The sequence below is a fragment of the Pseudonocardia parietis genome, assembly GCF_017876315.1.
GTDB classification, from domain to species: Bacteria; Actinomycetota; Actinomycetes; order Mycobacteriales; family Pseudonocardiaceae; genus Pseudonocardia; species Pseudonocardia parietis.
This window is the reverse complement of the sequence record NZ_JAGINU010000001.1, coordinates 5352828-5364142: the sequence shown is the minus strand read 5'-3', so window position 1 is coordinate 5364142 and position 11315 is coordinate 5352828. Positions and strand designations below refer to the sequence as shown.

Here is an 11315-nt window from a genome sequence, read left to right as displayed (position 1 = left end):
GGGAACCTCGCACCTCGACAGAGGACCGCGCACCGGCTGCACCCGGTGCGCGATCCCCCGGCGGTGTGCGACGTCCGCTCCTCGATCGGGCAGCCCATGGCGGCCGGGGACCGTGCCCGTTCGTCGGACACGGACACGGCCCCCGGTGGCTCAGCCGCTGCGACGCGCCGCGAAGTCCGTGCGGACGTGCACGGGTTTCGCGTGCGGCGCCGGACCGGCGTTGCGCGGGACGGCCGGGCCGCCGGCCGACTCCGAGGCGCGACCGCGCCGGGCGGCCCGACGCTCGGCACGGTTCGCCGGGCGAACAGGCGCCGCACCGTCCTCGGTGGCAGGCGAGCCGTGCGCCGCCGAGCCGTGCGCCGCCGAGCCGTCGCCGACGCCGTCGAGTGGTGCCGGACCCTCCCCGGCGCCCCGGAGCGGTGCCGGACTCTCTCCGGTGCTCAGCGCGCCGAGCGGTGCCGGGCCTTCTCCGTTGCTCCGGAGGTCGAGCGGTGCCGGACCCTCCCCGACGAGCGGGGAACCGAGCGGGCCGGGCACGGGTGAAGTGGTGTTCGCCGGGTCGGTGGAGCGGGATCGGGTGGTTCGCATACGGGCCTCCTGCGTGGGCGGACGCACCCGTGACGGGTGCGGGTGGATGAAGACGCGAGGGGCCGGTGACGTGCTCCGGAAGCAGGCGCGCGACGAGTGCGCAGGATCGGTTCCGGGCCCGGTGGACGACGTCACGGGCCGGCGGCGAGGGACGCGGAGAACGCTCCGCGGGTCGCTCAGAGGAACCGGATCAGCATGGCGACGACGATAGGGAACGCCCGGCACCGGCCGCCACCGGTTTTCCGCGACTACGGTCGGAGGCGATGGACGAGCACGTGACGGACCTGGTGGTCGTCGGCGGCGGGATCGCCGGCGTCTCGGTGGCGTACGAGCTGGCCGCGCATACCGGCGTCGTGCTGCTCGAGGCGGAGGCCGACATGCCGGTGCACTCCACCGCGCGGTCCGCGGCGACCTACATCCCCGGGCACGGGGCGGGCCCGTTCCGGGCACTGATCGACGCCTCCGGTCCGCGGTTCGCCCGCCTGGAGCGCGAGCTCGGCACTCCGCCGCTGCTCTCCCCGCGCCCGGTCCTGCACATCGGTGTCGACGACGAGGGTGCAGCCGGGCTCGCGGCCATGCTGGCCGAGCAGCGCGGTGAGCCGGGCGCACCCGTCGCGCTGGATCCGGCCGAGGCACAGCGCCGCGCACCCGTCCTGCGCCGCACGCCGCACGCCGCCGCCTGGACCGCCGGTGCCGCCGACGTCGACGCCACCGCCCTGCACGACGGCTACCGCCGCGGCCTGCGGGCCCGCGGCGGAACCGTGCTCCGCGGGGCGCGGGTGGCGGAGCTGGTCCGTGACGGTGCCGGCTGGGTCGTCCGGACGGCGGCCGGGCACGTCGTCCGCGCGGGCGCCGTCGTCGACGCGGCCGGGGCGTGGGCCGACGAGGTCGCGGCCCTCGCGGGCGTCCCCGGAGCGGGGCTGACCCCGTACCGGCGGACGATCGCCGCCTGCCCGGTGCCGGACCCGTCCGTCCTGACTCCCGCCGGCGCCCCGCTGCCGCTGATCGCCGACGCGGCCGAGCGCTGGTACCTCAAACCGGAGGCGGACACGGTCCTGGTGTCCCCGGCCGACGAGACCCCGCAGGCTCCCGGCGACGCCCGCCCCGATGAGCTCGACGTCGCGCTCGCCCTGGACCGGGTCGGCGAGGCGACGACGCTCGGGCTGCGCTCGGTGCGTACCGCGTGGGCGGGCCTGCGGACGTTCGCCGCGGACCGCGCTCCGGTCCTGGGGGAGCGGGCGGGCCATCCCGGGTTCCACTTCGTCGCCGGACAGGGCGGATCGGGTATCGAGTCCGCGCCGGCGCTGGCTGCGCTGGCCGCGTCGGTGATCCTCGGACGGCCGGCCCCCGACGACGTCGCACTGGCTCCGGGAGTGTGCTCGGCCACACGGCTGGACTGATGTAAGCGCGCGCTTACGTCGGGCTGGCACCATGAGGGTATGGCGCTGACCACCACCGGCACCGAGCAGCACGAACTGTTCTCGGGCGCGTTCTGGACGGACCCCCATCCCGCATACGCCGCGCTGCGCGCCGAGGATCCGGTGCGCGAGCTCGCACTGCCCGACGGCCCGGCGTGGCTGCTCACCCGCTACTCCGACGTCCGCGAGGCGTTCGTCGATCCGCGGCTGAGCAAGGACTGGCGTTACACGCTGCCCGAGGAGAAGCGCGGCGAGCACGCGGCCGCGCCGACGCCGATGATGCTCCTGATGGACCCGCCGGACCACACCCGGCTGCGGAAGCTGGTGAGCCGGTCGTTCACGGTCCGCCGGATGAACGAGCTGCAGCCGCGGGTCGAGGAGATCACCCAGGAGCTGCTCGACCAGCTGCCCGACGACCGGCCGGTGGACCTCATGCGCGAGTACGCGTTCCTGGTCCCGGTGCTGGTGATCTGCGAGCTTCTCGGGGTGCCGGCGGAGGATCGGGACCAGTTCTCCGCGTGGTCGTCGGTGATGGTCGACGACTCGCCGGGGGAGGAGAAGTTCGCCGCGATGGGGAGCCTGCACGGCTACCTGAGCGAGCTCCTCGAGCGCAAGCGCACCGAGCCCGACGACGCGCTCCTGTCGTCGCTGCTCGCGGTCAGCGACGAGGACGGCGACCGGCTGTCCGGCGAGGAGCTGGTCGCGATGGCGATGCTGCTGCTCATCGCCGGGCACGAGACGACGGTCAACCTCATCGGCAACGGCGTGCTCGCCCTGCTGACCCACCCCGAGCAGCGGACGCTGCTGCAGGACGACCCGTCGCTGCTCAACTCGGCGGTCGAGGAGTTCCTGCGCTACGAGTCGCCGGTGTCGAACACGCCGCTGCGGTTCGCCACCGAGGAGGTGACCTACTCCGGGGTGACCATCCCTGCCGGGGCCACCGTGATGCTGGGCCTGGCCGCCGCGAACCGGGACCCGGAGTGGGCCGAGCGGCCGGACGAGCTGGACATCACCCGCGACGCCTCGAGCGGGGTGTTCTTCGGCCACGGCATCCACTTCTGCCTGGGCGCGCAGCTCGCCCGCACCGAGGGCCGGGTCGCGATCGGCAAGCTCATCGAGCAGCGCCCGGACCTGGAGCTCGCTGTCGACCCCGCGGAGCTGACCTACCGGGAGTCGACGCTGATCCGCGGCCTGACGAGCATGCCCGTGCGGCGTAGCCACACGTGAGTAGGTGGTCACGGCCCCGGTCGTGGCCACCCACTCAGGAGTGCATCAACGTAGTGCGGTGCCGGTCTTCTCGCGGACCTCGTCCGGGGTGACGCCGGGGGCGGTCTCGACCAGTACGAGGCCGTCCCCGGTCACGTCGATCACGGCCAGGTCCGTCACGATCCGGGTCACGCAACCCAGACCGGTGATCGGCAGGGAGCAGCGTTCGACGATCTTCGCCGAGCCGTCCCTGGCCACATGATCCATCATCACGATGACCCGCTTGGCACCGTGTACCAGGTCCATCGCCCCACCCATCCCCTTGATCATTTTGCCGGGGACGGCCCAGTTCGCCAGGTCGCCGTTCGCGGCGACCTCCATCCCGCCCAGTACCGCGACGTCGAGCTTGCCCGCCCGGATCTGGCCGAACGAGTCCGAGGACCCGAAGTAGGCGGCGCCGTCGTTGACCGTGACGGTCTCCTTCCCGGCGTTGATCAGGTCGGGGTCGACCTCGTCGTCGCCCGGGTAGGGGCCGACTCCGAGGATGCCGTTCTCCGAGTGCAGCACCACCGTGCGCCCGGCCGGGATGTAGCCGGGTACCAGGGTCGGCATCCCGATCCCGAGGTTGACATAGGAACCGTCGGGCAGCTCGTCGGCGACCCGGGCGGCCATCTGTTCACGTGTGAGAGCCATGATTGTCAGCGCACCGTCCTGAACTCGACCGGCTTGTCCACCTCGGGCACGTGCACCACGCGTTCGACGTGGATACCGGGGGTGTGTACGTGGTCCGGGTCGATCTCACCGGGCTCGACCAGGTGCTCGACCTGCGCGATCGTGACCGTCCCGGCCGCGGCGGCATCGGGGTTGAAGTTGCGGGCCGAGCGCCGGTAGACGAGGTTGCCGTGCCGGTCGCCCTTCCAGGCGTGCACCAGCCCGAAGTCGGGCACCAGTGCCTGCTCGAGCACATACGAGGCGCCGGCGAACTCGCGGACCTCCTTGGCCGGGGACGCCACCGCCACCGACCCGTCCGGGTGATGGCGCCACGGCAGCCCGCCCTCGGCGACCAGCGTCCCGACCCCGGCCGGGGTGTAGAACGCCGCGATCCCCGCACCCCCGGCCCGCAACCGCTCGGCCAGGGTGCCCTGCGGGGTCAGCTCCAACTCGATCTCCCCGGCCAGGTACTGGCGGGCGAACTCCTTGTTGTTGCCGACATAGGAGCCGATCGTGCGCCGGATCCGCCCCGCCGCCAACAACGTGCCCAGCCCGAACCCGTCCACACCCAGGTTGTTCGAGATCGTCTCCAGGCCGGTCGCGCCCTGCTCGAGCACCGCCGCGATCAACACCGTCGGCACCCCGGACATCCCGAACCCACCGACCGCCAGCGACGCACCGTCACCGATATCGGCGACCGCCTCCGCGGCGGATGCCACCACCTTGTCCATCAACACGCACCTCCGTCGACCCGCACTGTACCGCAGTGTTCGAGAAACGTACAAGCGTTCGCTCTGCGAACACCGGTGGCTCGCGCGGGTTGTGCGCGGCGCAGGCTGTGCGGGGCGCGGGTTGTGCGCGGCGCGGGCTGTGCGCGGAGCGGGCTCGGCGCGGAGCAGGCTCGGCACCGGCTGCGGCGCGGAGCCTTGCGCCGCGGCGCGGAGCCTCGGGCTGCGGCGCGGAGCAGGGCTCGCCGCGGGCTGCTGCGGCCGGCGTGGAGGGCCCGGGCCGCCGCGATGTGCGCGAAGCCGGCCGCCCGCTCATGCGCGCCGCGCGAGTGGCTCTCCGCCGCGGTCGGCGCGCGCCGGCTGCTCGGTGATCGCCGGTTGTGGAGTGCTGCGTACGGCACGCGTACGTCACACTCCACAACCGGTGATCATGGCGACTCCACTCGCCGAGATGCAGCCGAGGGCGACTTGTTGACCTCTCTCGTGCACTGAACTGCATCTCGGCGAGTGCGGACCGCCTACGTGCGGGGCATCGGCGAGCGCGACCCCGACCCCGGACGATTCGCGCCGAGATGCGGCTCAGCGGGAATTGTCGATCTCCACGCCCCGCTGAGCTGCATCTCGGCGGGAGAGACGCGGGGAGTAGCGGTGGGGCGCGGCGGCGGACCGGGCTGTCGGAGGACGACGGTCCGGTCGCCCTTGATCAGTACCCGGTTCTCGGCGTGCCGGCTCAGCCGCGGGCCGCATCCGCGCGGCCGAGGCGCGCAGGTGGTCGAGCAGCGGCTGGGTCAGGCGGGTCAGCGAGCGCTAGGACCAGGCGGGTCAGCGAGCGCCAGGGCCAGGCGGGTCAGCGAGCGCCAGGGCCAGGCGCTCGATGTCCCGGCCCGCCGCACGACGATCTCCACGGTCGCCGCTACCGGCGTCGCGACCAGCATCAGCCGGCGCGGCAGAACGATGCGGGCGGGCACGCCGGCGTACTGGAGCCGCACCATGTCGGCGGTGGTGTCGCCGTGGCCGACCCGGATGACGTCCTGCTCGATGATCGGACCGGCGTTCGACGGCCCGGGTCGGCGCCCGGGAGGGCACGCTCGTGGCGGCAGGTGCCTCGAGTGGCGCGGGTGCCTCGAGTGGCGCAGGTGCCTCGAGGGTGCCCTCGCGCGTCCGGTCCGGGGTGCGCGACCCGGGCGACCAGTGTGGGTGGGCGATCAGGCCGTGGTGGGTGCCGTGTAGTCGTCCCCGACGGCGATCTCTCCGTCGCCGGTGACGTCGGCGTACACCCCTGCGCACGCCCACACCCCACCGACCTGCGGGATCTCGATTCGGTTGTGCTTCGCGACGGTGCGCAGGATGTCGGCGTCGCGGGGCAGGTCGCTCTGGGCGAGTGTCGTCATCACGCAGCGCATGGTGGCGAACGAGTACCGCACGCCGACGCCGCCGATGGTCCCGTCCGAGCCCGGCCAGTCGTTCTCGACGAAGCCGGCGTCGGCGCCGTTCAGCATGATGTTCGGCCGGTAGCGGCGGACGTCGAACGTGGTCCCCGGCGACAGCTCGCGCAGCCGGTCCAGGGTGGACTCGGTGAGGACGTGCAGGGTGGACAGGTCGAAGAAGGTCCCCGGCGCGCCGAACGCGGAGACGTCGAACCGGCTCACCGGTTCACCCGAGTCCTCGCGCCGCGCCGTCGTCCCCTCGATCAGCTGTCCGGGGGCCAGCTGGTCGATCGGCAGGCCGTCGATCTCCGGCCACACCTCCTCGAACTGGCTGCCCTCCGGCGGCTCGGCGATCAGCCGCACCTCCCGGCCCAGTGCCGCGGAGAGCGCGGTGTCCATTCCGGAGTCGTCGGAGCGCAGCATGGAGCCGTCCGGGAAGCGGACCTCGACCTCGGGCAGCGACCGCCCCGGCTCCGGATCGGCGGCGAACCGGGCGGAGAAGTCCAGCAGTCCGGCCCACAGGCGGGGCACCTTCGCACTCGCGACGGTGCCGGACTCGACGTCGTACACGGCCAGTGCCCGATCGCCGAGCAGGCCTCGCCCGGTCACCACCGAACGCTCCACGGACTCGCCGAGCATGGACTTGACCGGGTACCGGTGCAGTGACACGACCGTCATGCCCCGGTGTCTACCGGCTGCGCCCGCTCAGCGCGAGGATCGCCTCAACCGAGGAGTGCCACCCGCAGATCGTCCGCGGATGCGTACACGGTCGCGGCACCCGCGGCCTCCAGCTCGCCGGGTTCGGCATACCCCCAGCCCGCACCGACGCAGCGCAGGCCGTGCTCGGCCGAGCCCTCGACGTCGTGCAGCCGGTCGCCGACCATCAGCGGGGCGGAGGTGCCGGACGGGTGGCCGAGCCGGCGCAGCGCCTCGCCGACCACCGCGCCCTTGGTCGGTCGCTCGGCGGCACGGGTGTCGCCGACGATCTCGGTGAACAGGTCGGTCCAGCCGTGGTGGGCGAGGATCTTGTGCGCGGGCGGTTCGGCCTTGCTGGTCGCGAGTGCCATCGTGACGCCCGCCTCGTGCAGCGCGCGCAGCAGCGTCTCGATGCCGGGGTAGGGCACGCAGTCGAGGCAGCCGTCCTCGTCGCCGTAGATCCGGCGGTAGATCGGCAGCACGGTCGCGGCGCCCTCGACACCGAGGATCGGGGGCAGCGAGCGGTAGAGCGGCGGGCCGAGCAGGTGGGTGCCCAGCGCGGAGTCGGGGACGTCGAGGCCGGCCTCGTCGATCGCGCGCCGCAACGAGCCGAGGATGCCGGGGGCCGAGTCGACGAGGGTGCCGTCGAGGTCGAGCAGGATGTGGGTCAGCACGGCACCCATTATCCCCGGAGCCCGAGTGCGATCTGCGTACACTCGTCCGCATGGCGAACACGCTCTTCGGGCCGCTGTCGGGTGCCTGCCGGGTGGACGGGCTGCTCGACGACGGAGCCTGGATCGCGGCGCTGCTGGAGGTCGAGCTGGCACTCTCGGCCGTCGCGGCGGAACAGGGGACGGTCTCCGAGACCGACGCGGACGGTGTCGAGCGGGCCGTCGCCGCCGTCGCGGGGGTGGACCCGGCCGAGCTGGCGACCGAATCGGTCGAGGGTGGCAACCCGGTGATCCCGCTGGTCAAGCGGCTCAAGGCGGCCGCGGCCCGGATCCAGCCGGGTTCCGAGCGGGCCGTGCACCCGGGCGCGACCAGCCAGGACGTCCTGGACACCGCGCTCATGCTGCTCACCCGCCGGGCCGGGCACCGGATCGTCGACGACCTGACCGCCTGCGCCGCTGCCGCGGCCGAGCTGGCCCGCGCGCACCGCGACACCCCCTGTGCAGCCCGGACGCTGGGCCAGCAGGCGCTGCCGACCACGTTCGGCCTGGTCGCCGCGAACTGGTGCGCGGGCCTGGACCGGGCCCGCGTGCGCCTCGGGCAGGTGCTCGACGAGCTCCCCGTCCAGTACGGCGGCGCCGCGGGCACGCTCGCCGCCTCGCATCCGCACGGTCCGGCCGTCGCCGACGCGCTCGCCGTACGGCTCGGGCTGGCGCCGCAGGGCGTCCCGTGGCACACCGAGCGCAGCCGGATCGGTGAGCTGGCCGGTGCGCTCGGCGTCGCGGCGGGGGTCTGCGCCAAGCCGGCGACCGACGTCGTGCTGCTGTCGGCGACCGAGGTCGGCGAGGTGTCCGAGGCGACGCCGGGCGACTCGTCGTCGATGCCGCACAAGCGGAACCCGGCGGCGGCGGTGACCGCTCGCGGCGCGGCGAAGCGGGCACCCGGGCTGGTGGCGACCCTGCTGGCGGGTGCCGAGCAGGAGTTCCAGCGCGCGGCCGGGGCATGGCACGCCGAGTGGGAGACGCTCACCGGCCTGCTGCGCGTCACCGCGGGCGCGGCGGCCCGGCTGCGGGTCTGCCTGGAGGGCCTGCAGATCCACGAGGACGCGATGGCCCGCAACCTCGCGCTCGCCGCCGGGGCGCAGGGTGCCGGGACCGGGCACGCCACCGAGCTGGTGGACCGGGTGCTCGCCGGGCGGCCGCAGTGAGCCGGGCCGTGCCGCCGGGCCCGGGTGCCGGTGCCGTACCGGACGATCGGGGAGCCGGCGCCGTCCCGGAGGAGACCGGGGAGCGCCGGGAGCAGGTCCGCTCGCTGTCGCGGGGGCTGGCCGTCATCCGCTCGTTCGACGGCGACCGTCCACAGCAGACCCTCGCCGACGTCGCGCGGGCCACCGGCCTCACCCGGGCGGCCGCGCGGCGGTTCCTGCTCACCCTCGCCGACGAGGGCTACGTCCGCACCGACGGCAGGCTGTTCGCGCTGACCCCGCGGGTGCTCGAGCTCGGCTGGTCGTACCTGTCCGCGATGGGACTGCCCGAGATCGCGGCCCCACACCTGGAACGCCTGGTCGCGACGGTGCGGGAGTCGGCGTCGATCTCGGTGCTCGACGGCGACCCGGTGACCGGCTACGACGTCGTCTACGTCGCCCGGGTCCCCACCTCCCGGATCATGACGGTGACGATCACCATCGGTACCCGCTTCCCGGCCTACGCGACGTCGATGGGCCGGGTTCTGCTGGCCGCGCTGCCGGCGTCCACCCTGGACACCTACCTGGCCGGGCTGCGCACGGAGACCCTCACCGAGCACACGATCGCCGGGGCGGGCGAGCTGCGCGCGGAGCTGGAGCGGGTCCGGGCCGACGGGCACTGCGTCGTCGACCAGGAGCTGGAGGCAGGCCTGCGGTCGATCGCGGTCCCGGTGCACGACCGCGCCGGATGGGTGACGGCGGCGGCGAACGTGTCCACCCACGCGTCCCGCCGGGACGCCGATGTGCTGCGCACCGAGGTGCTCCCCGAGCTCCGGGCGTGCGCGGCGGCGATCGAAGCCGACTTGCGGGCGTCCGGATAGGGGACCATCGTCCGGCATGGACACCATGACGCCGATCACACGGCACCCCGACGGCTGTAGGGACGGGAGTTCGCGATGACCGCTCCGCTGCTCGACCCGGCCGACGTCCGGCACGACCATGCCGCGGCCCGGCTGGCGTCCGAGCCGGTCGTCTGGCTGACCACCGTCGGCGACGACGCCCGGCCGCACTCGGTGCCCGTCTGGTTCCTGTTCACCGATCCCGAGATCGTGATCTTCAGCCGTCCGGACACCGAGAAGGTCGGCCGGTTGCGGAGGCGGCCCGGGGTGTGCCTGGCGCTGGACACGGCCGCGTCCGGTACCGACGTCGTCCTGGCCGAGGGCGACGCGGTACTGGCCGGCGAGCCGCCGCCCGCCGAGCTGCGGGCGTTCGGTGAGAAGTACCGGACGATGCTCGGCGGGCAGGACCTCGATGCCTGGCGGCAGGTGTTCGCCCAGCCGATCCGGGTGCGGCTGCACCGCATCGTCGCCTGGCACGCCGGCCCGGACGGCCTGGACCGGATCGTCGCCCGCACGCGCTGACGCCGGCCTCGCGGGGAACATCGGGAACCGCCGGCGGGTTGGCCCGCAGGAGGCACGACGAGGAGGCACGGTGAGCGGACGTCTGCACCTGGCGGTCGAACTCGGGGCGGCGGGGCGGCACCCCGGCGCATGGCGGCTGCCGGGCGTCGACCCGGACCGGCTCTTCGCCGCCGAGCACCACGTGGGTCTGGTCCGCACCGCGGCCCGCGGCGGCCTCGACCTGGTCGCGCTGCCCGACTCGCTGCTCCCGCCGCCGTCGGACCCGGCCGCGCTGCCCGGCACCCTCGACGCCGTCGCGATCGCCGCTCGGGTCGCGCCCGCCGTACCCGGCATCGGCATCGTCCCCACGGCGACCGTCACCCACACCGAGCCGTTCCACCTGTCCAAGGCGATCGCCACCCTCGACTTCGTCGCCACCGGCCGCGCCGGCTGGCAGCCCGACGTGTCCAGCACCCGGGCCGAGGCCGACCTGTTCGGCCGCACCGATCCGGCGGAGCCCGCCGCGCTGTGGCGGGAGACCGGTGAGGTGATCGAGGTCGTCGCCCGGCTCTGGGACTCCTGGGAGGACGACGCCGAGATCCGCGACGCGGCCACCGGCCGGTTCGTCGACCGGGACAGGCTCCACCACATCGACTTCACCGGCGAGTTCTTCGGCGTGAAGGGCCCGTCGATCACCCCGCGCCCGCCGCAGGGCCACCCGCTGACCGTGCTGCGCGGCGACGAGCCGGCCGCGCTGCCGGTGGTGGGGCGCTACGCCGACGTCGTCCGGATCGCCGCGGACACGGTCGCCGGTGCGGCCGAGGCCCGCGACCGGGTCCGCGCCGCCGTCGCCGAGGCCGGCCGGGACCCGGACCGGGTCGCGGTGCTGCTGGACGTCGAGACCCTGCTCGGGCCCGGCGCCGACGACCGGCTGCGGGAGCTGGACGGGCTCGCACCGGCCGGCGCGGACGTCGCGCCGTCGACGGTGCGCCACGTCGGCGACCCGGGGGAGCTGGCGACGCTGCTGCGTGAGGCGGCCGAGGAGCACGCCGCCGACGGGTTCGTGTTCGTGCCGCTGGCGCTGCCGTCGGGGATCGACGAGATCGTGGACGAGCTGCTGCCCGCGCTCGGCGACGCGATCGCACCCGCCCCGTACGGCGGGTCGCTGCGCGAGCGGTTCGGGCTGACCCGCCCGGTGAACCGGTACGTGGTGACATGATCGACGGTCGTGGAGTGCCGCGTACGCGTAGCGTGCGCTCCGCTCCACAACGGTCGATCATACGGGGGAG

General features: G+C 74.2%; 12 protein-coding genes. 6 read left to right on the top strand and 6 right to left on the bottom strand.

Going from position 1 to position 11315, the window contains the following annotated elements; genetic code table 11:
• Positions 1-150: 150 nt before the first annotated feature.
• Positions 151-588, bottom strand: a complete 438-nt coding sequence (locus tag JOF36_RS25130; protein WP_210031347.1) for a hypothetical protein — start codon at positions 586-588, stop codon at positions 151-153.
• Positions 589-851: 263 nt separating this feature from the next.
• On the opposite strand from JOF36_RS25130, the gene JOF36_RS25125 reads away from it, so the two are divergent.
• Both JOF36_RS25125 and JOF36_RS25120 read left to right on the top strand, forming a co-directional pair.
• Positions 852-1988 (top strand): NAD(P)/FAD-dependent oxidoreductase, encoded by a 1137-nt coding sequence (locus JOF36_RS25125; protein ID WP_210031345.1) that lies wholly within the window; start codon positions 852-854, stop codon positions 1986-1988.
• A 39-nt stretch (positions 1989-2027) separates the two neighbouring features.
• Complete coding sequence (locus tag JOF36_RS25120) at positions 2028-3233, top strand: cytochrome P450 family protein (protein ID WP_210031343.1); 1206 nt, start codon at positions 2028-2030, stop codon at positions 3231-3233.
• 45 nt (positions 3234-3278) lie between these two features.
• On the opposite strand, the gene JOF36_RS25115 is transcribed toward JOF36_RS25120, so the two are convergent.
• From JOF36_RS25115 to JOF36_RS25095, 5 genes are all read right to left on the bottom strand, one after another.
• On the bottom strand, positions 3279-3905 hold the full coding sequence (locus tag JOF36_RS25115) for a 3-oxoacid CoA-transferase subunit B (RefSeq protein WP_281071743.1): 627 nt from the start codon (positions 3903-3905) through the stop codon (positions 3279-3281).
• A gap of 5 nt (positions 3906-3910) precedes the next feature.
• The gene (locus JOF36_RS25110; RefSeq protein WP_210031342.1) at positions 3911-4654 is read right to left on the bottom strand and encodes a CoA transferase subunit A; all 744 of its coding nucleotides are present in this window, start codon (positions 4652-4654) and stop codon (positions 3911-3913) included.
• A gap of 794 nt (positions 4655-5448) precedes the next feature.
• A complete protein-coding gene (locus JOF36_RS25105; RefSeq protein ID WP_210031340.1) occupies positions 5449-5643 on the bottom strand; it encodes a hypothetical protein in 195 nt (64 codons plus the stop codon).
• A 213-nt stretch (positions 5644-5856) separates the two neighbouring features.
• Positions 5857-6756, bottom strand: a complete 900-nt coding sequence (locus JOF36_RS25100; protein ID WP_210031338.1) for an MOSC domain-containing protein — start codon at positions 6754-6756, stop codon at positions 5857-5859.
• Positions 6757-6800: 44 nt separating this feature from the next.
• Positions 6801-7457: an HAD hydrolase-like protein gene (locus JOF36_RS25095; protein WP_245350971.1), complete on the bottom strand. Its 657-nt coding sequence runs from the start codon at positions 7455-7457 to the stop codon at positions 6801-6803.
• A 41-nt stretch (positions 7458-7498) separates the two neighbouring features.
• Here JOF36_RS25095 and JOF36_RS25090 point away from each other — a divergent pair, with 41 nt between their 5' ends.
• The 4 genes from JOF36_RS25090 (at position 7499) to JOF36_RS25075 (ending at position 11245) form a co-directional block, all read left to right on the top strand.
• The gene (locus JOF36_RS25090) at positions 7499-8650 is read left to right on the top strand and encodes a lyase family protein (RefSeq protein ID WP_210031334.1); all 1152 of its coding nucleotides are present in this window, start codon (positions 7499-7501) and stop codon (positions 8648-8650) included.
• A gap of 8 nt (positions 8651-8658) precedes the next feature.
• A complete protein-coding gene (locus tag JOF36_RS25085) occupies positions 8659-9507 on the top strand; it encodes an IclR family transcriptional regulator domain-containing protein (RefSeq protein WP_210031331.1) in 849 nt (282 codons plus the stop codon).
• A gap of 75 nt (positions 9508-9582) precedes the next feature.
• Positions 9583-10047, top strand: coding sequence for a pyridoxamine 5'-phosphate oxidase family protein (locus tag JOF36_RS25080; protein WP_210031322.1), 465 nt, complete (start codon positions 9583-9585; stop codon positions 10045-10047).
• Positions 10048-10117: 70 nt separating this feature from the next.
• Positions 10118-11245, top strand: coding sequence for an LLM class flavin-dependent oxidoreductase (locus JOF36_RS25075; protein ID WP_307862585.1), 1128 nt, complete (start codon positions 10118-10120; stop codon positions 11243-11245).
• Positions 11246-11315 lie beyond the last annotated feature (70 nt).

Coding starts and splice junctions, on each gene's coding strand:
- JOF36_RS25130 (WP_210031347.1), bottom strand. CDS start 588: ATGCGAACCACCCGATCCCGCTCCACCGACCCGGCGAACACCACTTCA.
- JOF36_RS25125 (WP_210031345.1), top strand. CDS start 852: ATGGACGAGCACGTGACGGACCTGGTGGTCGTCGGCGGCGGGATCGCC.
- JOF36_RS25120 (WP_210031343.1), top strand. CDS start 2,028: ATGGCGCTGACCACCACCGGCACCGAGCAGCACGAACTGTTCTCGGGC.
- JOF36_RS25115 (WP_281071743.1), bottom strand. CDS start 3,905: ATGGCTCTCACACGTGAACAGATGGCCGCCCGGGTCGCCGACGAGCTG.
- JOF36_RS25110 (WP_210031342.1), bottom strand. CDS start 4,654: ATGGACAAGGTGGTGGCATCCGCCGCGGAGGCGGTCGCCGATATCGGT.
- JOF36_RS25105 (WP_210031340.1), bottom strand. CDS start 5,643: ATGGTGCGGCTCCAGTACGCCGGCGTGCCCGCCCGCATCGTTCTGCCG.
- JOF36_RS25100 (WP_210031338.1), bottom strand. CDS start 6,756: ATGACGGTCGTGTCACTGCACCGGTACCCGGTCAAGTCCATGCTCGGC.
- JOF36_RS25095 (WP_245350971.1), bottom strand. CDS start 7,457: ATGGGTGCCGTGCTGACCCACATCCTGCTCGACCTCGACGGCACCCTC.
- JOF36_RS25090 (WP_210031334.1), top strand. CDS start 7,499: ATGGCGAACACGCTCTTCGGGCCGCTGTCGGGTGCCTGCCGGGTGGAC.
- JOF36_RS25080 (WP_210031322.1), top strand. CDS start 9,583: ATGACCGCTCCGCTGCTCGACCCGGCCGACGTCCGGCACGACCATGCC.